At 73.6% G+C, this 24,298-nt stretch carries 23 protein-coding genes; 16 read left to right on the forward strand and 7 right to left on the reverse strand.

The genetic code is table 11. The features are described from left to right. Positions 1 to 47: 47 nt before the first annotated feature. A complete protein-coding gene (locus tag ACWGJ2_RS23410; RefSeq protein ID WP_453348134.1) occupies positions 48 to 1,076 on the reverse strand; it encodes an O-antigen ligase family protein in 1,029 nt (342 codons plus the stop codon). 203 nt (positions 1,077 to 1,279) lie between these two features. On the opposite strand from ACWGJ2_RS23410, the gene ACWGJ2_RS23415 reads away from it, so the two are divergent. The 3 genes from ACWGJ2_RS23415 (at position 1,280) to ACWGJ2_RS23425 (ending at position 4,459) form a co-directional block, all read left to right on the forward strand. Next, a complete protein-coding gene (locus ACWGJ2_RS23415; protein ID WP_453348135.1) occupies positions 1,280 to 1,765 on the forward strand; it encodes an NUDIX hydrolase in 486 nt (161 codons plus the stop codon). Between the two features lie 168 nt (positions 1,766 to 1,933). Then, a complete protein-coding gene (locus tag ACWGJ2_RS23420) occupies positions 1,934 to 2,926 on the forward strand; it encodes an SMP-30/gluconolactonase/LRE family protein (RefSeq protein WP_453348136.1) in 993 nt (330 codons plus the stop codon). Positions 2,927 to 3,139: 213 nt separating this feature from the next. Continuing rightward, on the forward strand, positions 3,140 to 4,459 hold the full coding sequence (locus ACWGJ2_RS23425; protein ID WP_453348137.1) for an exo-alpha-sialidase: 1,320 nt from the start codon (positions 3,140 to 3,142) through the stop codon (positions 4,457 to 4,459). 89 nt (positions 4,460 to 4,548) lie between these two features. Here the strand turns inward: ACWGJ2_RS23425 and dhaM are convergent, their stop codons facing one another. From dhaM to dhaK, 3 genes are all read right to left on the reverse strand, one after another. Beyond that, on the reverse strand, positions 4,549 to 4,992 hold the full coding sequence (gene dhaM / locus ACWGJ2_RS23430) for a dihydroxyacetone kinase phosphoryl donor subunit DhaM (RefSeq protein WP_453348138.1): 444 nt from the start codon (positions 4,990 to 4,992) through the stop codon (positions 4,549 to 4,551). Continuing rightward, positions 4,985 to 5,626, reverse strand: coding sequence for a dihydroxyacetone kinase subunit DhaL (dhaL, locus tag ACWGJ2_RS23435; protein ID WP_453348197.1), 642 nt, complete (start codon positions 5,624 to 5,626; stop codon positions 4,985 to 4,987). Before dhaL ends, dhaM begins: the two co-directional genes overlap by 8 nt. A gap of 132 nt (positions 5,627 to 5,758) precedes the next feature. Continuing rightward, on the reverse strand, positions 5,759 to 6,751 hold the full coding sequence (dhaK, locus tag ACWGJ2_RS23440; RefSeq protein ID WP_453348139.1) for a dihydroxyacetone kinase subunit DhaK: 993 nt from the start codon (positions 6,749 to 6,751) through the stop codon (positions 5,759 to 5,761). A 387-nt stretch (positions 6,752 to 7,138) separates the two neighbouring features. Here dhaK and ACWGJ2_RS23445 point away from each other — a divergent pair, with 387 nt between their 5' ends. Further along, entirely contained in the window at positions 7,139 to 7,294 is a 156-nt protein-coding gene (locus ACWGJ2_RS23445; protein WP_453348140.1) for a hypothetical protein, read from the forward strand. 306 nt (positions 7,295 to 7,600) lie between these two features. Further along, a complete protein-coding gene (locus ACWGJ2_RS23450; RefSeq protein WP_453348141.1) occupies positions 7,601 to 8,344 on the forward strand; it encodes a DUF4232 domain-containing protein in 744 nt (247 codons plus the stop codon). Between the two features lie 149 nt (positions 8,345 to 8,493). On the opposite strand, the gene ACWGJ2_RS23455 is transcribed toward ACWGJ2_RS23450, so the two are convergent. After that, positions 8,494 to 9,159: an IclR family transcriptional regulator gene (locus ACWGJ2_RS23455; RefSeq protein WP_453348198.1), complete on the reverse strand. Its 666-nt coding sequence runs from the start codon at positions 9,157 to 9,159 to the stop codon at positions 8,494 to 8,496. A 209-nt stretch (positions 9,160 to 9,368) separates the two neighbouring features. Between ACWGJ2_RS23455 and ACWGJ2_RS23460 the strand changes: the two genes are divergently transcribed. The 8 genes from ACWGJ2_RS23460 to fahA all read left to right on the forward strand — a co-directional run bounded on the left by ACWGJ2_RS23460 (position 9,369) and on the right by fahA (position 17,994). Continuing rightward, complete coding sequence (locus tag ACWGJ2_RS23460) at positions 9,369 to 9,824, forward strand: nuclear transport factor 2 family protein (RefSeq protein WP_453348142.1); 456 nt, start codon at positions 9,369 to 9,371, stop codon at positions 9,822 to 9,824. Between the two features lie 132 nt (positions 9,825 to 9,956). Next, positions 9,957 to 10,808 carry an SDR family NAD(P)-dependent oxidoreductase gene (locus tag ACWGJ2_RS23465; RefSeq protein ID WP_453348143.1) on the forward strand — a complete coding sequence of 284 codons (852 nt, stop codon included), beginning with the start codon at positions 9,957 to 9,959 and terminating at the stop codon, positions 10,806 to 10,808. A 121-nt stretch (positions 10,809 to 10,929) separates the two neighbouring features. Continuing rightward, entirely contained in the window at positions 10,930 to 11,700 is a 771-nt protein-coding gene (locus ACWGJ2_RS23470) for an SDR family NAD(P)-dependent oxidoreductase (protein ID WP_453348199.1), read from the forward strand. Then, positions 11,700 to 13,121: an FAD-dependent oxidoreductase gene (locus ACWGJ2_RS23475; RefSeq protein WP_453348144.1), complete on the forward strand. Its 1,422-nt coding sequence runs from the start codon at positions 11,700 to 11,702 to the stop codon at positions 13,119 to 13,121. Before ACWGJ2_RS23470 ends, ACWGJ2_RS23475 begins: the two co-directional genes overlap by 1 nt. A gap of 129 nt (positions 13,122 to 13,250) precedes the next feature. Continuing rightward, on the forward strand, positions 13,251 to 14,594 hold the full coding sequence (locus ACWGJ2_RS23480) for an MFS transporter (protein WP_453348145.1): 1,344 nt from the start codon (positions 13,251 to 13,253) through the stop codon (positions 14,592 to 14,594). 68 nt (positions 14,595 to 14,662) lie between these two features. Further along, the gene (locus ACWGJ2_RS23485) at positions 14,663 to 15,865 is read left to right on the forward strand and encodes a cupin domain-containing protein (RefSeq protein ID WP_453348146.1); all 1,203 of its coding nucleotides are present in this window, start codon (positions 14,663 to 14,665) and stop codon (positions 15,863 to 15,865) included. Beyond that, entirely contained in the window at positions 15,862 to 16,779 is a 918-nt protein-coding gene (locus ACWGJ2_RS23490) for a hypothetical protein (RefSeq protein WP_453348147.1), read from the forward strand. The genes ACWGJ2_RS23485 and ACWGJ2_RS23490 overlap by 4 nt, the downstream gene beginning before the upstream one ends. Positions 16,780 to 16,794: 15 nt before the next feature. Then, positions 16,795 to 17,994: a fumarylacetoacetase gene (fahA, locus tag ACWGJ2_RS23495; protein WP_453348148.1), complete on the forward strand. Its 1,200-nt coding sequence runs from the start codon at positions 16,795 to 16,797 to the stop codon at positions 17,992 to 17,994. Here fahA and ACWGJ2_RS23500 read toward each other — a convergent pair. Next, a complete protein-coding gene (locus ACWGJ2_RS23500; protein ID WP_453348200.1) occupies positions 17,991 to 18,989 on the reverse strand; it encodes an NADP-dependent oxidoreductase in 999 nt (332 codons plus the stop codon). The genes fahA and ACWGJ2_RS23500 overlap by 4 nt on opposite strands. A 130-nt stretch (positions 18,990 to 19,119) precedes the next feature. Here ACWGJ2_RS23500 and ACWGJ2_RS23505 point away from each other — a divergent pair, with 130 nt between their 5' ends. Beyond that, positions 19,120 to 19,704 (forward strand): TetR/AcrR family transcriptional regulator, encoded by a 585-nt coding sequence (locus tag ACWGJ2_RS23505; protein WP_453348149.1) that lies wholly within the window; start codon positions 19,120 to 19,122, stop codon positions 19,702 to 19,704. A 205-nt stretch (positions 19,705 to 19,909) separates the two neighbouring features. Here ACWGJ2_RS23505 and ACWGJ2_RS23510 read toward each other — a convergent pair whose 3' ends face one another. Beyond that, entirely contained in the window at positions 19,910 to 21,562 is a 1,653-nt protein-coding gene (locus ACWGJ2_RS23510) for an MFS transporter (protein WP_453348150.1), read from the reverse strand. Between the two features lie 170 nt (positions 21,563 to 21,732). Between ACWGJ2_RS23510 and ACWGJ2_RS23515 the strand changes: the two genes are divergently transcribed. Beyond that, a complete protein-coding gene (locus ACWGJ2_RS23515) occupies positions 21,733 to 22,758 on the forward strand; it encodes an Lrp/AsnC family transcriptional regulator (RefSeq protein WP_453348151.1) in 1,026 nt (341 codons plus the stop codon). A gap of 252 nt (positions 22,759 to 23,010) precedes the next feature. Continuing rightward, on the forward strand, positions 23,011 to 24,225 hold the full coding sequence (locus ACWGJ2_RS23520) for an alpha/beta hydrolase (RefSeq protein ID WP_453348152.1): 1,215 nt from the start codon (positions 23,011 to 23,013) through the stop codon (positions 24,223 to 24,225). Positions 24,226 to 24,298: the final 73 nt, after the last annotated feature.

Consider the following 24,298-nt stretch of genomic DNA (forward strand, 5'->3'; position numbering starts at 1 on the left):
AGCGCCCGAGCCCAGCCGACGTGCTCAGGGGCCGGTGTGCTCAGGGCTCAGGGCTCCGAGCCCAGCCGACGCGCTCCCGCGATGCCCGCCAGCAGCGCGGCGCCCGCCGTGACCTGGGTGAAGCTCAGCACGTTGCCGACGCACGCGAGCGCCGCCAGTGCGGTCAGCGCCGTCCCGGCCGTCAGGACCACGGGCGTCGGCCGCGGCGAGGACCACAGGGCCAGCATCAGCCAGCCGAAGGCGGCGGCAAGGAGTGCGAGCCCCGGTACGCCCTGCTCGGCGAGCATCTGGAGGGGAGCGGAGTGCGGCTTGCCGTCGGACTCGGCGGCCCGCTGCGCCACCTGGCTCAGCTCGCCGAACGTGTCCGGCCCTGTGCCCAGCAGGGGCCGCTCCCCGGCCAGCGCCAGCGCGTCCTGCCACAGCCCCACCCGGTGCTCGGTGAGCTGCCCCTCGAGCGCCGCCGACAGCCCTCCGGGCACGGAGCCCCGCGCGACGGCCCAGGTCAGGCCGACGGCGGCCCCCGCCACCAGGGCCAGTCCCGCCAGGCCCACGGCCCGCCGCCGCATCCGGTCGGCGGCCAGCGAGCACAGCAGGACGCCGAGGGCCGCGCCGAACCCCGCGAGCGCCCCCGTCACCAGCGCCGAGGCCGCGATCCCCGCGGCGACCAGGCGCAGCGCCAGCCGCGTCCCCCGCGACGGGGTTGCCCAGGCGGCGCAGCAGGCGGCCCCCACGGCGAGGACCAGCAGCGCGGCCGTCGCGCCCGTGCGCCCGGGAGGGCCCGAGGGCTCGGCCGCGCCGGGCAGCGCCTGCGGGGTGGCCAGGGCGAGGGAGAGCCCCGCGAGGGCCGCCATCGCCGGGGCGCCGACGGGCAGCAGCGAACCGGAGATCCGGCCGCCCGCGTATCCGGCGCCGACGGCGAGAACCGCGAGCAGCAGCCCTTCGGGGCGCGCGTCGCGCCCGGCGGCCGTGATCAGGGCCCAGGCGGCGCAGCAGCCCAGTACGAGCACTCCCGAGACATCCGGGACGCTGCCGCCCCGTTCCCGCGCGGCGGGCGGTCCGAGCGCCGGTGACACCATCGCCTACCCCCCCGTACCCGTCTCCGGACCCGTGCCCGAACGGTGCGCGGCGCGGTCGCGGCTTCGGGAGTCACCGTAATGGGTGCGGTGGTCGGATGTGGACGTCTTGCGCGGGATCTATGCGCGGTTGTGGAGGCGGAGGGCGTGCGGGGGCCGGGCAGGGACCAGGTGGGTGGCGGGAGCGGCGACGTAGAGTCGGCGGCATGGCGACACCAGACTTCATCCGCGAGATCCGGGCCACGGCCGGGCACCAGCTCCTCTACCTCCCCGGTGTCAGCGCCGTCGTCTTCGACGACGAGGGCCGGGTGCTGCTCGGCAGACGTGCGGACACCGGCGAGTGGTCGATCATCGGCGGCATCCCCGACCCGGGCGAGCAGCCCGCTGACGCCGTGGTGCGCGAGGTCGAGGAGGAGACGGCGGTGCGCTGCGCGCCGGAACGCGTCGTCCTCGTCCAGGCGATGAACCGTCCCGTCACGTATCCCAACGGCGACACCTGCCAGTTCATGGACATCTGCTTCCGCTGCCGGGCCACGGGCGGCGAGCCGAGGGTGAACGACGACGAGTCGCTGGAGGTCGGCTGGTTCGGCCTGGACGAGCTGCCGCCGTTGCAGGAGTTCGCCACCTTCCGCATCAAGCAGGCCGCGCAGGAGGAGGGGCCCGCCTGGTTCGAGGGCATGCCGCGGCTCTGAGGGCGAGCCGCTGGAGCCGTCGGCACCGTGGTGCGGTGCGGTGCGGGGGAACTCCGGAGGGCGGTGGTCCGTTACGTACGGCCGGGGCTCGCTGCCGACAGGGGGCGGGCCCGCCGCGTCAGTGCGTGCACAGGTCCCGTTCCCCTTCCGTCACGGAGGTCCTGCACCATGACCCTTCCCTCGTTACCCTCTTCCTCTCCCTCGTCCCGGCTGTCCCGCCGGGCGCTTCTCGGCGGCACCGCCGCCACCGCGCTCGCCCTGGGCTCCGGCACCGCTGCTGCCGCGCCGGCCTCCCGGCCCGACGCGTGGCCGACGCAGTTCCCGCTCCCCGACGGCTTCCTCCCCGAGGGCATCACCATCGGCTCGCGCCCGTACGCGTACATGGGCTCCCGCGCCAACGGCGCCGTATACCGCACCGATCTGCGCACCGGCGAGGGCCGCGTCGTGCACGAGGGCGCCGAGGGCACCGTCTCCATCGGGCTCAAGCTCGACGAGGACGGCCTGCTCTACGTCGCCGGAGGCGGCGGCGGGACGGCACGGGTCATCGACTCCCGCTCAGGCCGCGTCGTGTGGACGTACCAGCTCACGGAGGCGACGGGCCACTTCGTCAACGACGTCGTCCTGCTCCGCGACCGCGCCTGGTTCACCGACTCGCGCGACGCGACGCTCCACAGCGTGCCGCGCGGCCGTCGGGGAGAGGCAGAGCGGCTGCCGCTGACCGGTGAGTGGGTGCAGACACCCGACGTGATCAACGCCAACGGGCTCGTCGGCTCCCCGGACGGCAAGGGGCTGATCGTCGTCAGCAGCACCTCCGGCAGCCTCTACCACGTGGACCTGAGAACCGGTCACGCCACCGGGATCGCCCTGCGCGGCGCCGCCGACGTGCTCAACGGGGACGGTCTCGTCCGCGTCGGCCACACCCTGTACGTCGTGCAGAACCGGCTGAACCTCGTCAGCGTGTGGCGGCTCGACCGCTCGCTGCGCTCCGCCACCCTGCTCGGCCCGATCACCGACCCGCGCTTCGACGTTCCCGCGACGGCCGCCCGCTGGCGCGACCGGCTCTACCTCGTCAACGCCCGCTTCACCTCGCCGCAGGAGCCCGATACGACGTTCACCGGCGTCGCCGTCCCGCTCGGCGAGTACGGCCTCCGCGCGACGTGATCCCTTCCGCGCGGGGCACGGTGCGGAGCCGTGGCGGGGGAGACCCCGTTGGGCGCGGGGCTGCGCGGCGTGCGAACGTGGTGCGGCAAACGATCAGTTGACCGGACCGGACCAGGCCGTTCGCGGTTCCCGGCTCGCGGTTCGCGGGTGTGCGGCGGGACCGCTGTCCGCCGTCAGCGGTCGTCAGCGGTCCCGTACCAGCCTGGAGTCCCGATGTCCCCCCTTCGTGCCACGGCCACCTCGCGCGGACGGCGGCCCGCGCGCGTCGCCCTGGTGTGCGTGCTCGTGGCCGCCGTGCTCGGCGCGGTCGCCGTGGTCGCCTTCCACACCCTCTCCGGGCCGGAGTCCGGGCCGTCGGGGAAGGAACCCGTGCCGGGGAGGAGTTCCGACGGAAGCGGAAACGGAGGCGAAAGCGAGGGCGGGGACGGGGACGGGGACGGGAGCGAGGCGGCCACGGAGCGGGAGCCGTTGCAGCAGGGCACCGGGCTGTACCCGCGCGCGATCCGGCTGCGGCACAGCGGCGCGGCGAACGGCCACGTGCTCGCCTCCACCGTCACCTTCCGGGGCGCCGACGGCCTGGGCGCCATCCACGAGAGCACCGACGACGGCCGTACGTTCCGCCGGGTCGGCGACGTCTCGGATCCCGCGGCCGCGGACGGCAAGGGCCAGTGCTGCGGCACCCTCTACGAACTGCCGCGCCGCATCGGGAACATGCCACCTGGCACGCTGCTGTGGGCCGCCTCGACGGGGCAGGACGAGGACGGCGGGCGGCGGATGAGCGTCCGTGTGTTCAAGAGCACGGACGTGGGCCGCTCCTGGTCGTACCTCTCGACGGTCGCCACGGCGCGCGGTGAAGGCGGGGGCTTGTGGGAACCGGAGTTCTCCCTCGACGCGCACGGGCGGCTGGTCTGCCACTACTCGGACGAGACCGACCCGGCGCACAGCCAGAAGCTCGTCGCGGCGCGGACCTCCGACGGCAGGGACTGGACGGGCCACCACGCGACGGTCGCCTCGGTACCAGAGCCGGACCGGCCGGGTATGGCCGTCGTACGGCGTCTTCCCGACGGCACCTTCTTCATGGTGTACGAAATCTGCGCGCCCTCGGGGAAGTACCGCTGCGTCGTGCACTACCGCACGTCCGAGGACGGCTGGGACTGGGGCGACCCCGCCGACCTGGGAACGCGCCCCGAGACCGCCGACGGACACTACTTCGCCCACACCCCGAACCTCGCCTGGGCGCCCGAGGCCGGGAACCCGGAGGGGAAGCTGCTGCTCATCGGGCAGGCCGCGCATACCAGGGACGGGCGGCGGGTGCCCGGGGACCGGCGCGAGATGTGGACCAACAGCGACGGTGGGAAGGGCCCCTGGCAGGAGAGGAAGGCGCCGGTTCCGGTGCGGTCGGCGAAGCTCGACCACTGCCCCAACTACAGCTCCAGCCTCCTGCCGAGCGCCGACGGGCGGCGGGTGCTGGAGATCGCCACCGACTACGACGGCGGCGTCTGCCGCCCGTACCGCGCCATGGGCCCGACCTGACCCGGGGCCGCCGCGCGGGCATACGGGAGGGGCCCGGCCGATGACGCCGGGCCCCTCCCGCTCTGTCGCCCACCCCGTGACCGGCGCGTTCACACCTTCCGGTAGTCGTACGCCTCCCCGGCAGCCGCGGCCACCGCGTCCAGATCGGCACCGCCCGAAGCGGCCACCACGGCGGACACCGCGCCCTCGACCAGGGGCGCGTCCACCAGGCGCGTGTGCGCGGGCAGCTCGTCGCCCTCGGCCAGCAGCGCCTTCACCGTCAGCACGGCGCTGCCCAGGTCGACGAGGACGGCCACCCCGGCGCCGGAGTCGACGCGTTCCGCGGCCGCCGAGATCAGCTCGGCGCTCGTGCCCAGGCCGCCGTCGGGCGTACCGCCCGCGCCCGTCACCGGCGCCTCGTGGACGCCCGCGAGCCCGGCGGCCAGTCGCGCGACGGAATCGGCGACCTCGCGGCTGTGCGAGACCAGCACGATCCCGACCAGCGGCTTCGCCGCGCCCTCCGCGCCCTCCGCTCCCTTCTCCGGCTCACTCATCGGCCGCCTCCGCTCCCGCCTCCGCCGTCTCCGCCAGCGCCGCGACGAGCAGTGCGGACGACGTCGCACCCGGGTCCTGGTGCCCCTCGCTGCGCTCGCCGAGGTAGCTGGCGCGGCCCTTGCGGGCCCGGAGCGGCACCGTGGCGAGCGCGCCCTCCTCGGCCGCCGCACGCGCGGCGGTGAACGCCTCGCCCGGCGGCTTCTCCGCGGCGGCGGCGAGCGCGCCGAGTGCCGGGTACAGCGCGTCGAGCATCGTCTTGTCGCCCTCGGCGGCGCCGCCGAGCTGCGCGACCGCGTCGACACCCGCGCGCAGCGCGTCGGCGAGCTGACCCACCGTCACGCTCCGCGCGTCGCCGAGCGTCTTGCCGGTACGGCGCAGCAGCGTCCCGTAGAGCGGGCCTGAGGCCCCGCCGACGGTCGAGACGAGCTGCCTGCCCGCCAGCATCAGCGCCGCGCCGGGCGTGTCGGGCCGGTCCCGCTCCAGCGTGTCCCTGACGGCGGCGAAGCCGCGGCGCAGGTTGCTGCCGTGGTCCGCGTCCCCGATGGCCGAGTCCAGCTCGGTGAGCCGGTCGGCCTCGCGGTCGACGGACTCGGCGGCCCTCGTCAGCCAGCGGACGACGAAGCGGGCGTCCAGAGCGCCGCCGTCACCCGTGCCGCCGGCCGCCGGGCCGCTCCCGGCACCGCTTGCCGCGCCGCCTCCCGCACCGTTCCCGGCACCGTCTCCGGTGCCGCTTCCGCCGTTCTCGTCGGTCAAGACAGTCCCCTTTCACATGCCCCAGCGCAGCCCCGGGGTGCGCACAGGCGCGTCCCACAGCCGCAGCATCTCCTCGTCGGCCCGGCACAGCGTCACCGAGGCGCCCGCCATGTCGAGCGAGGTGACGTAGTTGCCGACGAGCGTACGGGCCACCGGTACCCGGCGCTCGCCCAGCACACGCTGGACCTCGGCACAGAACCCGTACAGCTCGATCAGCGGAGTGGCCCCCATGCCGTTGACGAGGGCCAGCACGGGGCCGTCCGGCTTCAGGTCCTCCAGCACCGCGTCGACGGCCGCGTCGGCGATCTCGCCCGAGGTCATCATCGGGCGCCGCTCGCGGCCCGGCTCGCCATGGATGCCGATGCCCAGCTCCAGCTCGCCGGGCGGGAGGTCGAAGGTCGGGCTGCCCTTGGCCGGGGTCGTGCACGCGCTGAGCGCGACACCGAAGCTGCGCGAGGAGTCAGCGACCTGCCGGGCCATCGCCTCCACTCGCTCCAGCGGCGCGCCCTCCTCTGCCAGCGCCCCGGCCAGCTTCTCGACGAAGAGGGTGGCGCCGGTGCCGCGCCGCCCGGCGGTGAAGAGGCTGTCGGTGACGGCCACGTCGTCCTGCACGAGCACCTTCGCGACCCGCACCCCCTCGTCCTCGGCCATCTCGGCCGCCATGTCGAAGTTGAGCACGTCGCCCGTGTAGTTCTTCACGATGAACAGCACACCCTGGCCGCTGTCCACCGCGGCGGCGGCGCGGGTCATCTGGTCCGGCACGGGGGAGGTGAAGATCTCGCCGGGGCAGGCCGCGTCCAGCATGCCAGGGCCCACGAAGCCGCCGTGCAGCGGTTCGTGCCCCGAGCCGCCGCCCGACACCAGGGCCACCTTGTCCGCCACGGGGGCGTCGCGGCGCACGATGACGCGGTGCTCGACGTCGACGGCCAGCTCGGGGTGTGCGGCTGCCATGCCGCGCAGTGCGTCGGTGATGACCCGCTCGGGGACGTTGATGAGCATCTTCATGGGGACCTCCTGGCGGGGTTGGCACATGGGCTGCCAGCCTGCGTCTTGGCTGGGCGAGTAGGTTGCGGCCGATATTGATCTTGGCGGTTCGCGGCGGTCGTACGCGGGTTCCGGCGGTACTGATGCTGACTTTGCTGACGGTACGCAAGATGCCGGCGGGGGCACGGCTGCCTTCCGGCGAGCTGCTCACGGGGCAGTATCGACCTTGCGGCCGCGAAGGTCACGCGCGACCGTTCGGTGCGCGTCGGCGGCACTGTCGATCAGCGCTCCGCTGGAGTCCGAACGACCTCTTCCTTGTGCCGTGGCGGTTCCACCTGGCACACGACGCGCCTCGCGGGAGACAGGTCGGCGGGCATGCGGTCGTCGCCGGAACCCGGGCTTTGCGCCATGGCGGGCAGCACCGTCCGGGGCGCCTCGCGGTCCGAGGCGTGGGTGAAGGTCCAGCCCGTACAGCGCGACGAACAGGCCGTGCCGTGTCCTGACCTGACCTGTGTGAGCCCGGGCGCCCTGCTGCGTCGCGTCTTCGCGAGCCGCGGGCCGTAGGTGACCCGGCCAGGGTGACCAGCCCGAACACAGCCTTCCCAGCGGCTGGGACGCCATCGCTGGGGCCGCGGGTTCGCCTCTCGTCGCGGGACGGCAGCGGGCGGTCGTCGGTACGGTCGGGCAGGAAGGCCGTCAGCGCACCGGGTACTCCAGCGCCCATGGACCGGCTGTTACAGAACGCGGACCTGATGCCGTGAACAACGGCGGGGCGGGGGCCATCACACCGCATGTACCGACCGAAGAGACCGGTCGAGGTGCCCCGCGGGGAGCGGGGGCCCGCCGGATCCGATACCTGTGGGGGATTCCATGAACACTGCTCGTCGCGCCGCGCGCACCGCTCGTTCCGCCGGTCTTGTCGCCGTCGCCGCCGTCGCCGCTTTCTCGCTGACCGCCTGCCAGGACGGGGGCGGCAAGGACGACGCCGGGTCCGCCTCCTCGGTCGGAAACTCGAAGGACGCGGGGGCCGAGGACTCGAAGGCGGCCGGTTCCGAGGAGCGGGACTCCGGCTCGACGGGCTCGACCGGCTCGACGGGTTCCACCGGCTCGGGCTCCACGGGCGGCAGCGGGAGCAGCGGGGGCAGTGCGGCCAAGGGCGCCGAGGACACGCAGAACGAGGCGGCGGCCTCCGGGGCCAAGCGCACGACGTGCGACGTGGGCACGGTCACCGTCCGGCTCCAGGAGACCGGTGGCAGCGCGCCGGTCATCCTGCTCAAGGCCACCAACGGGGGCAGCACCCGCTGCGACCTGTACGGCTACCCGTTCGTGGGCTACCCCGACGCGCAGTCCCCGATCGCGGTGGGCGGCGGCAAGCCGCAGTCGGTGGTCTCGCTGGAGCCGGGCAAGTCGGCCTACGCGTCGCTCAGCCTGGAGGACGGCGACGGGGGCAACATGCACCGTGAGAAGGAGCTGACGGTGGAGCTGGCCAACGCCAAGCTGCAAGGGACCGGTTCCACCGCCACGGTCAGCGCTCCCGCGGGCGCCGGTCTGGCCATCAGCGACAACTCGCGCGTCTCCTACTGGAACTCCACCATGGAGCAGGCGATGCAGTAAGGGGCCGAGCCCCCGCACTGAAGTCCTCGTCACCCCCTGAACCCCTGAACCCCGGCGCCCGCATCGGCGGCCGGGGTTCAGGCGTTGGTGCCGACCCGGCCAAGATCCCGCGGTGCTTCCGCTGCTTCCGCTCCGTCCGCCGACGGGGCCTACTGATCCAGCAGTTCGCCGAGCCGTGCCGCGGCGTGGATGACGGTGGCGCCCAGGTCGTCGAGGGAGGTGTACTCGAAGACCGAGATGCCGATGCTGGTCGTCGCCTCGCCCGTGCGGCGCCCTACGGCGGCGGATACGCCGGTCACGGCCGGGATGACCTCGCCCGTGGTGACGGCGTACCCGGCGGCGCGGGCGCGGGTGACTTCGGGGCGTTCCCCTTCGCGGTGCGGGCCGTGGGCGAGGAGGGCGAGGCCGCCGGAGCCCTGCTCGATGGAGTGCGTCTGACCGGGGCGGAAGGACACGTGGACGAGGGCGCCGCGCGGTTCCACCACCATGAGCGCCCGCATCTCGGCGGCGCCCTCCCGTACCAGGAGATGGGCGGTGGCCCGGGTGGTCTCGGCCAGCTCGTCCAGGATCGGGCGGGCCAGGGTGCGCAGGTCCTGCTGGACGGGTTCGGCGAGGGTGACCAGGCCGGTGCCCAGGACGACGCGGCGCAGGTGGTCGCGGCGGCACAACTGGTGCGCCTCCAGGGTCCGCGTCAGGCGGTGCGCGACGGTGCGGTGCACTCCGATGGCGTCCGCCAGCTCGCTGACGGTCAGGCCCTGCGGATGCTCCGAGAGGACTCTGAGGATCAGCAGTCCGTGGTGGAGCGTCTTGGACATCCCGCCGTCGAGTTCCGGTACCGGCCGGGCCTGTGGTGCTGGTGAGGTCACGAATTCATCCCTTGACGGGCTCGGGCACGCTGCTTAAGCTCGCATTATTCGCACGGCTAGTGCGAATATCGCACATCGCCTTCGGGTGAGGCAAGTTCCCCGCCCCGGCCGCTCGGGACAGCCGCCGGAGCGGGGTCACGAGCCGAAGGGACATCCGCATGAATCCCAGCGCCCTCGCGCCGCCCGCCGGCGCCCGGCTGGCCGAGATCCATCAGCTCTACTACCTCCAGAGCCACCTCATCGACGCCGGCCACGCCGCGGAATGGGCCGCGACCTTCACCGCCGCGGGCACCTTCACCTCACCGACCTATCCGGCACCGGTGACCGGCACGGCCGCGCTGACCGCGTTCGCCGAGCGGTTCGCCGCCGACTGCGCCGCCGAGGGGGTGACGCGTCGTCACGTCGTCGGCAACGTGGCCGTGACCGGCGACGACGGGGCCGGAACACTACAGGTCGAGGCGTACTTGCAGATCGTCGCGACGCCCAGGGGCGGCACACCGCGCATCGAGCGGTTCACCACCCTCACCGACCAGGTCGTGCACGACGGCGAAGGCTGGCGGATCGCCGCCCGTGTCGTACGCCGCGACGACGCTCCCGGCACCGCCGGGAGCTGACACCCGGCCCGCGGCCCACGCGCCGGACACTCCCGGCCCACGCGCCGGACACTCCCGGCCCACGCGCCGGACACCTCGCGCCACCGGTACCCCCGCCACGAGGGGCACTTCAACGACGAAGGACCAGAACCGATGAGCAACACCGCAGAACCGCAGGCCACCGGCGCCGAAGGGCCCGGCCGGGTCGATGACAGGCGGCCCGTCGCCGTGCACCCCGAACTGGCAGGCACCGTCGCCGTCGTCACCGGCGCGGCACGCGGCATGGGCGCCGCCTTCACCAGTGGCCTGGTGCGGCGCGGCGTCGACGTCGTCGCCGGGGACATCGACCTCGACGCGATGACGCGCACCGCCGAGGAGATCGGCGCCGAGTCCGGCGCCGTCCCCGAGGGCGGCCGGCGCGGCCGGGTCGTTCCCGCCGCCGTGGACGTGGTGGACCCCGAAGGGCACGAGGCACTGGCCCGGCTCGCGCACAGCGAGTTCGGCCGCCTGGACCACTGGGTGAACAACGCCGGGATCTTCCCCCACGCCTTCGCCGCCGACATCACGGCCGAGCAGATCGACGCCGTGCTGAAGGTCAACGTGCAGGGTGTGCTGTTCGGGGCACAGGCAGCGGCGCGCCACATGCGGCCCGGCGGGGCCATCGTCAACATGTCGTCCGTGTCCGCCGTCCGGGTGCGCAAGGGGCGCGGCGCCTACTGCGCCTCCAAGGCGTCCGTGGCGCACCTGACCGAGTCCCTCGCCGTCGAGTTCGGCGACCAGGGCATCCGCGTCAACGCCATCGCGCCCGGCTACATCGACACCGAGATGACCCGGTGGGTGCGCGAGGACCCGGCCGCGCTCCAGCACGCGCTGGACAGTGTGCCGCTGCACCGGCTCGGCTCCCCGCAGGAGGTCCTCGGCGTCCTGCTCTTCCTGCTCTCCGACAGCGCCCGCTACGTCACCGGGCACAGCATCGCCGTCGACGGCGGCTCGCGTCATGTCTGAGGCCGGACGGGACGGCGGCCCCGAGGACCCCGCGCCCGCACCCGCGCCGCGGCCACGGGCCGCGCACCGTGAGACCGCGCACCGTGAGACCGCGCACCGTGAGACCGCGCACCGCGAGGACGTGGGCTACCCCTCTGTCGTCCTCGTCACCGGCGCCGCCGCCGGCATGGGCGCCGAGCACGCCCGCGCGCTCGCCCGGCGCGGCAGCCGCGTCCACCTCGCCGACATCGCCGACTGCGGACCGGTGGCCGAGGAGATCGCCGCGGCGGGCGGCCACGCCACCGCGCACACCCTCGACGTCACCAGCCCGGACAACTGGCACACCGTCGTGGACGCCGTGCGGGCCGCCGAAGGGCGCCTGGACGGGCTCGTCAACAACGCCGGTGTCTCCCGCCGCCTCCGCTTCATGGACACCACCGAGGAGGTGTGGGAGCGGGTCCTGCGCGTCAACCTCCACGGCCCCTTCCACGGCATCCGGGCCGCGGCGCCCCTCATGCGCGACGGCGGGGGCGGCTCGGTCGTCAACATCTCCTCCGTCTCCGGGCAGATCGGCTACTTCTCGCCCTCCTACTCGGCGAGCAAGTGGGGCCTGACCGGGCTGACGAAGTCAGCGGCCGGTGAGCTGGCCGCCTGGAACATCCGCGTCAACTCCGTCCACCCAGGGCTCGTCGGGACGGGGCTGCTCGCCGGCTCTGACGCCTTCGTGGAGTCCGCCCGGCGCAGCATCCCCGCCGGACGCCTCGGCACACCGGGCGAGATCACCGACGCCGTGCTGTTCCTGCTGTCCGACCGCAGCGGCTACATGACCGGGAGCGAGGTCACCCTCGACGGCGGCCTCGTCTCCAACGGCCTCTACCACCGCATCCTCGCCGACGCGGAAGGAGCGCTGTGATGACGGATTTCGACGCACTCGACGTCATCGTCGTGGGCGGTGGCGGAGCCGGTCTCGCCGCCGCGGTCACCGCGGCCGAGCAGGGTGCCCAGGTGGCGCTGTTCGAGTCCGAGCGGGAACTGGGCGGCTCCACACAGCTCTCCGCCGGGATGTTCACGGCAGCGGGCACCAGTGTGCAGCGCGGCCTGGGCGTCGAGGACACCGCCGAACGGCACTTCCAGCACTACATGGACCTCAACCAGTGGCAGCTCGCACCGGGCCTGATCCGGGAGTTCTGCACCGCCGCGGGGCCGACCCTGGAGTGGCTGCTCGGCCTGGGCCTGGACGTTCCGCACACCGTGTCGCCCGACGCCCACACCCCGGGCCTGTGCCGGGCCGGCGTGGAGGACGTCTGGCGCGGCCACGTCCCCCGGGACCAGGGCTACGGCCTGGTGCAGGTGCTCGACCGGGCACGGCGCGGGCACGGTGTGGAGGCCGTCCTCGACACCCGTGTCGAGCGGCTGCTGTGCGAGGACGGCCGCGTGACCGGCGTCGTCGCCGACGGCATCGAGGTCCGCGCCGCCGCCGTGGTGGTCGCCAGCGGCGGCTTCGCGCGGGATCCAGGGCTGCTCGACCGCTACTACCCCGAAGCGCACGACGCGGGCGACTCCCTGTTCGTCGTGGCGGCCCCCGGCAGCCGTGGCGACCACTTCGCGTTCGCGGAGCAGACCGGCAGCTCCCTGACAGGACACGGCTGGGGCCTGATGCTGCCGACCGCCTACTTCCAGCGCTACCACCACTGGCAGGCCGGATTCCCGCCGAAGTCGCGCGTGTACGTGAACGGCGAAGGACGCCGCTTCATGGACGAGGACGCCTCCTACGCCGTCTCCAGCGGCATCATCCGTGCCCAGCGCGGCCCCGTGTGGGCGGTGTTCGACGAGAGGGCCAGGGCCGGCCTCCCGGCAGGCTACGCCGACTGGACCCCGGACCGGATCGCCGAGGAGGTGCGTGCGGGACGGCTGCTCAGCGCGGGTTCGGTCCCCGGACTGGCCGCGGCCATGGACGTCCCGGCCGACGCGCTGAGTGCCACCGTCGCCCGCTGGAACACCCGGCTCGCCGCCGACGGCACGGACCCCGACTTCCTCCGCGAGGAGTCCCTCGCCGCGAAGGGCAGCCCGGAGAGCCCGGCCCCGATCGCGGCCCCGCCCTACTACGCGGCGCGTGTGCTGCCCGCGGAACTCGTCTGCACGCACACGGGCCTGGAGATCGACCGCACCGCCGCCGTGCTCGACCGCACCGGCACTCCCGTACCCGGGCTCTTCGCCGCGGGCGAGGCGGGCGGCGGCGTGCTCGGCATGCGCTACGTCGGCGGCGGCAACGCCGTCGCCAACGCCCTCACCATGGGACGGCTCGCCGGGCGCCACGCGGCACCTCGGCGCTGACCCCGCACCTGTCTGGACCCCCGCACTCGTCTGGACGCCGCACCTGTCTGGACCCCGCACCCGCTGGACCCTCACCCCCGCGTTCCGCGGGGGCGGCGGGCCGCCCATCCCCTCATCTCAGGAGCCGTCATGGCGCACCTCAACGTCGAGGACCCCGGCCTGGGCAGCAGGACGATGAGGAAGGTCTCCCTGCGGATCTTCCCCATCGTCGGACTGCTGTACGTGTTCAACTACATGGACCGGTCCAACATCAGCTACGCGCAGCTCGGCATGCAGCACGAGCTGGGCATCACCACGGCCACCTTCGGGGCCGTCGCCGCCGTCTTCTTCCTCGCCTACGTGGTGCTGGAGATCCCCAGCAACATGATGATGAAGAAGGTCGGCGCCCGGCTGTGGCTGGCCCGGATCGCCATCAGCTGGGGCCTGGTGACCGTGGTGACCGGTTTTGTCGAGACCATCACCCACCTCTACATCGCCCGTATCGCGCTCGGGATCGCCGAGGCCGGGCTCTTCCCCGGCCTGCTGCTGTACCTGACGTTCTGGTACCGGGGCAGGGAGCGGGGGCGTGCCATCGCCGCGCTGGCGCTGGCCCAGCCCATCGCCATGGTCCTCGGCAGCATGACCGGCGGCTGGATCCTCGACCACGTCCACTGGTTCGACCTGAGCGGCTGGCGCTGGGTGTTCATCCTCCAGGGGGCGCCCGCCGTCCTCATCGGCATCGCCACCCTCCTGTGGCTGCCCGACAAGCCGTCCGAAGCGCGCTTCCTCGCTCCCGACGAACGTGAGTGGCTCAAGACTTCGATCGACAAGGAGTACGCGGACAGCGGCGCGAAGAAGGAGACGGCGCGCGACCAGTTGCGTGCCATGAAGAACCGCAAGGTGCTCTACCTGGGCGTCGCCAACTTCTTCGCCGCGTGCGGTCTGTACGGGTTCTCCTTCTTCCTGCCCAAGATCGTGCAGCAGCTCGACCCGGGCTACTCGGCGACCAACATCGGCCTGCTGGGCACCATCCCCTTCCTCGTCGGCGCCGTCGGCATGCTGGTCCTGGCCCGTACCTCCGACCGCACGGGCGAGCGGCGCTTCCACGTCGTGGGCCTCATGCTGCTGGCCGCGCTCGGGCTGTCCGGCGCCATCGTCTTCCGGCACGACCCCGTGCCCGCGATGGTGTCGCTCTCGCTCGTCGCGATCGGTGTCCTCGGCTACATGGCCCCGTACTGGGCGCTGGTCGCCCAGGTGCTCTCGCGCGAGCAGACCGCGGTCGGCCTCGCCGGCATCAACTCCATCGCCGCGCTCGGCGGCTTCGTCAGCCCGTACCTGATCGGCCTGTTCGCCACCGAGGACGATGTCACCGTCGGCCTGTACTTCCCCATCGGCGCTCTCGTGGTGTGCGCCGTGATGCTCGCCGTCCTCAAGGTGCCCAGGGAGAGGACGCCCGACGGGCTTCCCGCCGAGCGCACCCCGGCGAAGGTCTGACGCCCCGCCCCGCGTCCCGCCGAGCCCGCCCCGCCGTGCCCGTCCCGCACCCGAAGCAAGGAACCGCCATGCCCTACTACCGCTCCGTCGGCCACGTCCCGCCCAAGCGGCACACCCAGCACCGCGACGCGGAAGGGCGGCTGCTGTACGAGGAGCTGATGGGGGAGGAGGGCTTCTCCTCCGACTCGTCGCTGCTCTACCACCGGGAGATCCCCTCCGCGATCACCGGCTCCCGCGTCTGGGAGCAGACCGGCCAGGACACCACGGCCAACCACCCGCTGAAGCCGCGCCATCTCAGGCCGCACGACCTGTGGCCGGGCGAGGAGTGGCGCGGCACCGACGCCGTCACCGGGCGGCGGCTGCTGCTCGGCAACGCCGATGTGCGGATCTCCTACGCCGTCGCCGGTGCCGCCTCCCCGCTCTACCGCAACGGCACCGGGGACGAGTGCGTCTACGTCGAGTCCGGCTCGGCCACCGTCGAGACGGTCTTCGGGACGCTCGCCGCCCGCGCGGGGGACTACGTGCTGCTGCCCCGCGCCACCACGCACCGCTGGCTGCCCGAGGGGGACGAGCCGCTGCGGCTGTACTGCGTGGAGGCCAACTCGCACATCGCGCCGGCACGCCGCTACCTGTCGAAGTACGGCCAGCTCCTGGAGCACGCGCCCTTCTGCGAGCGGGACCTGCACGGTCCGGCCGACGTGCTGTCGGCGACCGGCGAGGACGTGGAGGTGCACGTCAAGCACCGCGGCCCGAGGGGCGAACTGCTGGGCACCGTGTTCACCCAGGCCACCCACCCGTTCGACGTGGTGGGCTGGGACGGCTGCCTGTACCCGTACACCTTCAGCGTCCACGACTTCGAGCCGCTGACCGGGCGGGTGCACCAGCCGCCGCCCGTCCACCAGGTCTTCGAAGGTGACAACTTCGTCATCTGCAACTTCGTCCCGCGCAAGGTGGACTACCACCCGCTGTCGATCCCCGTGCCCTACTACCACTCCAACGTCGACAGCGACGAGGTCATGTTCTACTGCGGCGGCGACTACGAGGCCCGCAAGGGGTCGGGGATCGGCCAGGGCTCCGTCTCCCTGCACCCCGGCGGACACGCACACGGGCCCCAGCCCGGTGCATACGAGCGGTCCATCGGCGCCGAGTTCTTCGACGAACTCGCCGTCATGGTGGACACCTTCCGCCCGCTGGAACTCGGCGAGGGCGCACTCGCCGCCGAGGACCCGGCCTACGCCTGGACCTGGGCGGGACGGGGACAGGGCGTATGAGCGCGCTGCTCACCGGACTCGTCGACGACGCCGGACTCTTCCCGCCGACCGCGCTGCCCCCGGCCGAGGCCGTCGCACGCCACCGCAGGGACCTCGCGGCCGGGGAGGCCATGCACACCCGGCGGTTCCTCGTCCCCGTGCACCGGCTGGAGGAGATCCGCGCCGAGCTGCGCCCCGACGACCGGTTCCGCCTCGGGCTGATCGCCGACGCCGCCGGACCCGCTGACCCCGCCGGACCCGCCGGACCCGCCGGACCCGCCGGACCCGCCGGACCCGCCGCGCGCCTGCGCGCGGCCCTGGCCACCGTCGCCGCGGACAGCCGTCTGGAGGCGGCCCTGGTCGAGGCGCCGCTGAGCGCCTTCGGCACCGACCCCGCCACGGCGGTGCCCGCCGCGCTGGCCGCCGTCGCGGGCACCGGGCTGCCGCTGTTCCTGGAGCCCGCGGCCCCGTCCGGCGTCGACGGCCTCCTCGAAGCACTGGCCGGGGCCGGGGCCCCGCACGCCGGGGCGAAGCTGCGCTGCGGCGGCGTCCGGGCCGGACTGTTCCCCACTCCGGCGGAGGTGGGGCACTTCCTCACGGCGTGCGCCCGCGCAGGTGTGCCGCTGAAGGCGACCGCCGGACTGCACCACGCGGTGCGCCACCAGGACCCGGACACCGGGTTCCGCCACCACGGCTACCTCAACCTGCTGCTGGCCGCCGCGCACGCCGCTGCCGGTCCCGGAGCCTCGGGCGGCCCCCCGCCGGGGCCCGTCCTGCGCGCGCTGGAGACCACCGAAGCGGCGGTCCTCGCCCAGGACCTCGCCCGCCTGCCGGAGTCCGCGGTCCGCGCGGCCCGCGCCCTGCTCGTCTCCTACGGCTCCTGCTCCACCGACACCCCGGTGGCCGAGGCCCGCGCCCTCCTCGGCACCGTCTGAAAGGAACAGCTCCCGATGACCTCCCCCTGCTGGGTCCCCGTCCCCGAGGACTCCCCGTTCCCCCTGCACAACCTCCCCTACGGCGTGTTCGCGCCCGCCGAAGGCCCGCCCCGGATCGGCGTCGCCATCGGCGACCACGTCCTCGACCTGGCGCACGCGCTCGGCGACGACGACACGTTCGCCCGGCCGCACCTGAACACCTTCCTGGCGCAGGGCCGGGAGCGCTGGCGGGAAGTACGCGCCCGCGTCACGGCCCTGCTCACGGACGAGGCCGCACGGCCGACGACGGAGCCGGCGCTGCACGCCCGGGACGCCGTGCGGATGCTGATGCCGTTCCGGCCCGGCGACTACGTGGACTTCTACGCCTCCGAGCACCACGCCGCGAACATCGGGCGCATGCTCCGTCCAGGCCAGGACCCGCTGACCCCGCAGTGGAAGCACCTGCCCATCGGCTACCACGGCCGGGCCGGGACCCTCGTCGTCTCCGGCACGGACATCGTGCGCCCCTGGGGCCAGACCCGCCCCGCCGACGACGGCGAACCGCCGTTCGGCCCGTCGCGCAGGCTCGACCTCGAGGCCGAGGTCGGCTTCGTCGTCGGCATCCCCTCGCCGCAGGGCAGCCGGGTGGGCGTCGGAGACTTCGAGGACCACGTGTTCGGCGTCTGCCTGGTCAACGACTGGAGCGCCCGCGACCTCCAGGCATGGGAGTACGTGCCGCTCGGCCCGTTCCTCGCCAAGTCGTTCGCCACGTCCGTGTCGCCCTGGGTCGTGCCGCTGGAGGCGCTGGGCGCCGCCCGTACCGCACCGCCCGAGCGCACCGCACCCCTGCGCGACTACCTGCGCGACGGCGCGGACTGGGGCCTCGACCTGACGCTCGAAGTGCGCTTGAACGGGCAGCTCCTGGCGTCGCCCCCGTTCACCTCGATGTACTGGACACCGGCGCAGATGCTGGCGCACATGACCGTCAACGGCGCCGCACTGCGGACGGGCGACTTCTACGCGTCCGGCACCGTCAGCGGGCCCGGCGCGGACGAGCGCGGCTGCCTGATGGAGATCACCTGGAACGGCGAGAACCCCGTGGCGCTGGCGGACGGCTCCACCCGGACCTTCCTGGAGGACGGCGACGAGGTGGCCATCACGGCCACCGCGCCCGGTCCCCACGGCACCCGTATCGGACTGGGCGAGGTGCGCGGCCGGGTCGTCGACCAGCCTTAAGGGACCGTGAGCACGATCTTGCCTTGGATGTGCCCCTGGGCGGCGCGCTCGTGTGCCGCTCGGGCGTCCGCGAGCGCGAACGTGCTGTCGATGGCGACGCGGATCGTGCCCGCGTCCACCAGGCGTCCCAGTTCCGCGAGCTGAGCGCCGTTCGCGCGTACCTGCGTGCCGGACACGGTGATGCCCAGCCTCGCGTTCTCCGCGTCGTCGAACTCTCCGAAGTACACCGGGTACAGTGCGCCGCCGCGCTTGAGAGTGGGCAGGAAGCGTCGGCTGTCGGGGCCCCCGACGGTGTCCAGGACGAGGTCGACGTCGCGGACGATGTCCTCGGGGCGCTGCTCGGTGTAGTCGATGTACGCGTCGGCGCCGAGGCCGTGCAGGAAGTCCTCGTGGGTGCCGGAGGCCACGGCGATGACGCGGGCTCCCTTCCACTTGGCCAGTTGCAGGGCGAGGTGGCCGACGCCGCCGCCGGCTCCGTTGACGAGCACCGTGGTGTCGCTGCCCAGCGCCATGGGACGGTGCCTTGCCTCCTGGAACGGGGAGGGGTGGTCGTGCCCGACGTCGATCAGGTATTGCCACGCCGTCAGCCCCGACATGGACAGTGCGGCAGCGTGTGTGTGGTCCACGGCGGCCGGCTTGGGCGCGAGGTCGGACGCGGGTGCGGTGACGTACTCGGCGTACGCGCCGCTCTGCATCAGGACGGGAAAGCGCAGCAGCCCCACCACCTCGTCCCCGGCTGTGAAACCGGGGACATCGGCGGCGACGGCTTCCACGACACCCGAGACGTCGGTCCCCGGGATCAGGGGCAGGTCGAACGGGGGCTTGAACTCGGGAGGGATGCCGGGCATGCCCTCGCGTACGTACCAGTCGGGCGGGTTGAGGCCGACCGCCTTCACGCGGACGAGTACCTCGCCCGAGGCCGGTTCGGGTACGGGGACCTCCTCGTGACGCAGCACCTCGGGGCCGCCGAACTCGTGCAGCTGGATCGCTTTCATCATGCGGGCCGGCATCGTGTTCCTCCTGGCTATGGCACGGTATACGCTTATTCGGATCAGTGGTCCACGTAAGTGGTTCACTGATCCGAATATATGGATCAGTGAACCACTTAGTCAAGTGAGGAGACCGATGCGAGTCGACGCGCAGAGAAACCGCGACCATCTGCTCGCCGTGGCGGGTCCCGTCATCGCCGAGCAGGGCATCGACGTGTCGATGCGCGACATCGCGCGCAGAGCCGGTGTCGGCCTTGCGACGCTGCTGCGGCACTTCCCGACGCGCGAGGCGCTCCTGGAGGGCCTGCTCCACGCGAGCTTCGGTGACCTGACGACCAGGGCGAGCGAGCTTGAGACGGCGCACACGGCCGAGGACGCTCTCGTCTCATGGGTGCGCGACTGCGTCGCCTGGACAACCGAGTACCGAGGGGTGACCGTACTGATGGCCGCGGCCATCGAGGACCCCGAATCCGCCCTGCATGCCTCGTGCGTCACCCTGCGCGCGGCCGGTGCCCGGCTCCTCACCCGGGCTCAGGCCACAGGCGCGGCCCGGAACGACATCGACGGTGATGACCTCTTCGCCCTGATCGCGATGCTCGCGTGGGTCGGCGATCAATCCGCGCTCGCACCCCGCGCCAACCACCTCTTCGACCTCGTCACCGGCGCCGTACTGACGCGCGCGGACGGCGACCGGGACACGGGTGCCCCCGGCGAACGGTGAAGCCCCCGTCGCCGGCAGGTCCGGCGCCATGACGGCAGAGCTCTCGGTCCGGATCATCGCCGCCGTGCACGGGGCGAAGCGGCTGCCGGGGGGCCGGGGGCCGGGGCCGGGGGTGGCTCCGGCGTCCCGGCGGAGGCCGTCGCCCCGGCCCGCTGAGCCTCCGGGCCCTCCCGCCCGGTGAACCGGCCGCCCGGCGCCTGCCGGTTCACACTCCCGAGGACACCCGGCGTCGGCCCCGGTCCTGCCGGCCGTCACGCTTCGGGGTGACGGCTGCGCCATCGGCTGCGGGTGTCTCTCCGGGCGCTCCCGCGGACGCGGCCCGGTCCGACGCCCGGCCCGAAGGGCGTACGAGCGCCAGCACCAGTACCCCGCCGACGGCCGCCGCGAGGGCCGCCAGCAGGAAGACGCGGTCGAGTCCGGCGGCGAACGCCTGGTGCACCAGGTGGCGGGCGGCGTCGCGGTGCGCCGGAGGCGACGCCTCCAGCAGGTGCCCCGCCTGGCCCGCGGCCAGCGCGGCGGCACCCCGGTCAGGGTCTGGCACCGTGCCGGGCCCGGCGAGCGCGGTGGCCGTCCGGCTGGTGAAGACCGCGCCGAGGACCGCGATGGCCAGGGTCATGCCGAGCTGGCGGAAGGTGTTGACCGCGCCGCCCGCCATGCCAGCCCGTCGCGGCGGCACGGTGGAGGTGGCTGCCGAGACCAGCACGGGCGTGGCCAGGCCCACGCCGACACCCGTGACCACCAGGCCGCCCGTCAGGGACGCCCAGCCCGCGTCGGCCGACATCCCCGCACGCAGCAGCAGCATCCCCGCCGCGACGCACAGCAGGCCCAGGCCGATCGGCAGTCGCGGCGCGAGCCGCTGGATGTGCCGCCCCGACACGGCGGCGACGAGGAACGAGGCCCCGGCCAGCGGGGTCAGGGCGAGGCCCGCCGCGACAGGGGTGAGGTCCAGTACGGACTGGAGCCACAGCGAGACGAGCACCAGGCAGCCGAACGCGCCGCCCTGGAGCAGCAGCGCCCCCGCCATCAGCCCGGCGAACGACGGGCGGCGCAGCAGCGCCAGATCCAGCATCGGCGTACCGCCGCGCCGCGCCGTGCGGTGCTCGACGACGGCGAACACCGCGAGCGCCAGTGCGCTGACGGCGAAGGCGCCCAGCGTGAGGGAAGAGGACCAGCCCGCTTCCCCGCCGCGGATGAGCCCATAGGTGAGCGCACCGGCGGCGACGGTGAAGGCCGCCGCGCCCGGCACGTCGATACGGGCCGGTGCGCCCGCGCCGTCCGCGCTGCCCGCACCGGGTACGCCCGCAGGCCGGTCCGCTCGGATGACCCGCAGCGTCATCGCGATGGCGACGGCGGCGATCGGCAGGTTGACCCAGAAGATCGCGGGCCAGCTCAGATGCTCGGTGAGCAGCCCCCCGAGCAGGGGGCCCGCCGCCGCTGCGGCGCCGTTGGCCGCGCCCCACACGCCGAACGCGGTCCCCCGGTCCCTGCCCTGGTAGGAGGAGAGCAGCAGCGCGGGCGCCGTGGCGAACATGGCGGCGCCCCCGACGCCCTGCATCACGCGTGCGGCGATCAGCACCTCTGCTGAGGGCGCGAGACCGCACACGGCGGAGGCCAGCGCGAACAGGCCCAGTCCGTAGACGTAGAGCCGCCGGTGCCCGAACCGGTCGGCCAGGGAGCCGGAGGCCAGGAGCAGCGCTGCGAGGGCGAGGGTGTAGCCGTTGATCACCCATTGCAGCGAGGTGAAGGACGCGTCGAGGTCGTCGGCCATGCGGGGCAGTGCCACGTTCACGATGGTCACGTCGACCAGCAGGATGAAGGCGCCCAGGCAGACCGCCAGCAGGGGCCACCACTTGCGCATATCGGGTTCTCCGTTCGAGTCGGGCGCGCTGTCCGGGACCGGGCTCTTGCGGGACCGGTGCGGCGGACGTGGTGCGCCCTGGTGTGTTTTCTCCGGCGAGTGTGAGCAGTCGGCAGGCGTTTCGCTGAGCCAGAAGGGGTCTCGTGCGCGGATCCGACAGAATCGGGTTCATGAAGACGTATCTCGACACCGGTACCGGTCACCCCGTGGTCCGTGGGCTGTCCGACGAGGACACCGCGCTCGCGCACGCGCTCCAGATCAACGGCCGCGCCTCGTTCCGGGAGATCGCCGAGGCCCTCGGCGTGTCCGACCAGACCGCGGCGCGCCGCTGGGCGCGGCTGCGTTCCGCCGGGAAGCTGCGGGTCCTGGGCCTGACCGACCCGCTGCGGCTGGGCGACGCGCTGTGGGTCGTCCGCGTGCGGTGCGCGCCCGACGCGGCGCTCTCCATCGGGGCGGCGATGGCGCGGCGTACGGACACGACGTGGGTCAACCTCAGCTCGGGCGGTACGGAGATCAACTGCTCGGTGCGGACCCGCGGCCCTGGCCTGGAGGAGACCCTGCTGCTGGAGAAGCTGCCCCGTACGCCCCAGGTCGTCGACGTGTCGGCGCACTGCCTGCTGCACGTCTACTTCGGCCAGGACCTGAGCCCGCTCACCAAGCGCGGGCCGCTGACGCCCGAGCAGGTCGCGCTGCTCGCCTTCCCGGAGACGCCCGAACGGGTGGCGGAGGCCGCGTCACCCGTGGTGCTGGACGACGGCGACCGGCAGCTGCTCGACCTGCTGGCGCGCGACGGGAGGGCGGCCCCCGGCGAACTGGCCGCCGCGACGGGCCTGTCGCCGTCGACGGTGCGCCGCCGTATCGCGGAACTCAGGACGAGCGGCGTCCTCTACTTCGACGTCGAGTACCACCCGGACGTCCTGCACCGGGACTTCCGGGCCGTGCTGTGGCTGGAGATCGACCCCGCTCGCCTCGCCGAAGCGGGCGCCGCGCTCGCCGCGCACCCCGAGGTGGCCTTCGCCGCCGCCGTGACGGGCACGGCCAATCTCTTCGCGAGCGTCGACGTCCCGAGCGCGCCGCTCTTCTACCGCTATCTCACCGAGTCGGTGGCGAAGCTGCCCGGACTGCGCCACACGGCGACCGCGCCCATCCACCGCACCCTGAAGGGGCCGGGGCCCTACCTCCGGGCCAGGGCGTGAGGGGCCGCCTTACCGCGCCACCACCGCCCCGCGATCACCGTGCCTACCGTGCTGGTGCGACGCGGCTACCCCGCTGGTTCCCTCCGCCGTGCCCGCCGGACCCACCGTCCGCTGGATGCGGGGGCGCGCGGGCCCGGCCTACGGTCCTCTCGAACCGGCCCGGCTCAGCGGGCCCTTCCTCGCGGTACCGGCCGGGGGCGGGCCCGTCGGGCGCCAGCGAGGGACCAGCGAGGGACCAGCGAAGGAGACGTCATGCGTCCGTCCGCGAAGCGCGCCACCGCGCGCAGACCCCGGCAGTCCGGCGAGGACCACGACGGGCGGCTCGCGCCCCGTCGCCGCAACCGCCGTCGCCGCCCGCTGACCGTCCGCGCCTGGTCCGCCGCCGTCGCGCTCGCCGTCGGGCTGGTCCTCGCCGGGCTGCCGGGGCAGCAGGCGAGCGCCGAAGCCGCCGCGCTCCCGCCGCTGCCAGCGCCCGACTCGCACGGTCTCGACCTGCTGTCCTGGTCCGAGGTGCCGGGCCACCAAGGGCGCCTCGGCGAGGCCACCTTCCGCACCGACGCCGTCTACCGGGCGGCCGGTCCGGGGCAGCCCTCCATCGACCCCGTGCGCAAGCCCGTGAAGGCCCGCGTCCTCCTCCCCGTCGGCTACGACCCGGCCGGGGACTACCCCGTGCTGTATCTGCTGCACGGCGGCGCGGCCGACGTCGGGCAGTGGTCCGAGCCGGGCGGCGGCGACATCGCCGAGACGCTCAGGGGCACGGCGTTCCAGGGCATCGTCGTGATGCCCGAGGGTGGCAGGGCGGGCTGGTACAGCGACTGGAAGGGGCACACCGACGGCAACTTCGCGCCCCAGTGGGAGACCTTCCACATCCGTCAGCTCCTGCCGTGGATCGACGCCAACTTCGGGACCAGGGAGGGGCGTTCGGGCCGTGCCATCGCCGGTGCCTCCATGGGCGGGCTGGGCGCGCTGAAGTACGGCGCGACGTACAGCGACCTGTTCTCCGCGATCGGCTCCTTCTCCGGCGGCACCGACATACGCCCCGCCGACGCGCAGCGGATCGTCAACGACTCCATGTGGGTCTACGGCGCCTCGTTCGCGACGACGGGCCTGCTCGACGGCACCTACCGCGTCACCGGCGGCACGGCCTACCGCATGTCCACCGTGTTCGGGCCCCCGTCGGACTGGGCGGCCTTCAACCCCGTACAGGTGGCGGGCAGCGCCGCCTCGTACCGCGCGTACGACGGCAGGCTCGCGCTCTACGCGGGCACGGGCGAGACGGACGTGTACGGCTGGAACCAGGCACTGCACCAGCCGCTCCTCGACCGCGGCGTCACCCACCGCTACTGCACGGGCTCCGGCGGCCACGACATGCAGCTGTGGGTCCAGGACCTGCGCAATTTCGTCGACTACGTCTACGGCTCAGCGGCCCGCGCCTGCCCCGACGACTGGGCCCCGCCCGCGCGCTGACCCCTGGTCGGCGATCCCGGCCACCATTCCCCGGTCGTCGGCATTCCCTTGTGGTGGAACACGTTCTACGGTG

This window comes from Streptomyces sp. NPDC054796, from assembly GCF_053611545.1.

Bases quoted from the DNA above. Each gene is read 5' to 3' on its own strand.
- ACWGJ2_RS23510 (WP_453348150.1), bottom strand. From the start codon at position 21,562: ATGCGCAAGTGGTGGCCCCTGCTGGCGGTCTGCCTGGGCGCCTTCATC.
- ACWGJ2_RS23505 (WP_453348149.1), top strand. From the start codon at position 19,120: ATGCGAGTCGACGCGCAGAGAAACCGCGACCATCTGCTCGCCGTGGCG.
- ACWGJ2_RS23420 (WP_453348136.1), top strand. From the start codon at position 1,934: ATGACCCTTCCCTCGTTACCCTCTTCCTCTCCCTCGTCCCGGCTGTCC.
- ACWGJ2_RS23465 (WP_453348143.1), top strand. From the start codon at position 9,957: ATGAGCAACACCGCAGAACCGCAGGCCACCGGCGCCGAAGGGCCCGGC.
- ACWGJ2_RS23500 (WP_453348200.1), bottom strand. From the start codon at position 18,989: ATGAAAGCGATCCAGCTGCACGAGTTCGGCGGCCCCGAGGTGCTGCGT.
- ACWGJ2_RS23490 (WP_453348147.1), top strand. From the start codon at position 15,862: ATGAGCGCGCTGCTCACCGGACTCGTCGACGACGCCGGACTCTTCCCG.
- ACWGJ2_RS23515 (WP_453348151.1), top strand. From the start codon at position 21,733: ATGAAGACGTATCTCGACACCGGTACCGGTCACCCCGTGGTCCGTGGG.
- ACWGJ2_RS23455 (WP_453348198.1), bottom strand. From the start codon at position 9,159: ATGTCCAAGACGCTCCACCACGGACTGCTGATCCTCAGAGTCCTCTCG.
- ACWGJ2_RS23425 (WP_453348137.1), top strand. From the start codon at position 3,140: ATGTCCCCCCTTCGTGCCACGGCCACCTCGCGCGGACGGCGGCCCGCG.
- ACWGJ2_RS23415 (WP_453348135.1), top strand. From the start codon at position 1,280: ATGGCGACACCAGACTTCATCCGCGAGATCCGGGCCACGGCCGGGCAC.
- ACWGJ2_RS23480 (WP_453348145.1), top strand. From the start codon at position 13,251: ATGGCGCACCTCAACGTCGAGGACCCCGGCCTGGGCAGCAGGACGATG.
- dhaK (WP_453348139.1), bottom strand. From the start codon at position 6,751: ATGAAGATGCTCATCAACGTCCCCGAGCGGGTCATCACCGACGCACTG.
- ACWGJ2_RS23450 (WP_453348141.1), top strand. From the start codon at position 7,601: ATGAACACTGCTCGTCGCGCCGCGCGCACCGCTCGTTCCGCCGGTCTT.
- fahA (WP_453348148.1), top strand. From the start codon at position 16,795: ATGACCTCCCCCTGCTGGGTCCCCGTCCCCGAGGACTCCCCGTTCCCC.
- ACWGJ2_RS23460 (WP_453348142.1), top strand. From the start codon at position 9,369: ATGAATCCCAGCGCCCTCGCGCCGCCCGCCGGCGCCCGGCTGGCCGAG.
- ACWGJ2_RS23475 (WP_453348144.1), top strand. From the start codon at position 11,700: ATGACGGATTTCGACGCACTCGACGTCATCGTCGTGGGCGGTGGCGGA.
- ACWGJ2_RS23485 (WP_453348146.1), top strand. From the start codon at position 14,663: ATGCCCTACTACCGCTCCGTCGGCCACGTCCCGCCCAAGCGGCACACC.
- ACWGJ2_RS23445 (WP_453348140.1), top strand. From the start codon at position 7,139: ATGGCGGGCAGCACCGTCCGGGGCGCCTCGCGGTCCGAGGCGTGGGTG.
- ACWGJ2_RS23520 (WP_453348152.1), top strand. From the start codon at position 23,011: ATGCGTCCGTCCGCGAAGCGCGCCACCGCGCGCAGACCCCGGCAGTCC.
- ACWGJ2_RS23410 (WP_453348134.1), bottom strand. From the start codon at position 1,076: ATGGTGTCACCGGCGCTCGGACCGCCCGCCGCGCGGGAACGGGGCGGC.
- dhaM (WP_453348138.1), bottom strand. From the start codon at position 4,992: ATGAGTGAGCCGGAGAAGGGAGCGGAGGGCGCGGAGGGCGCGGCGAAG.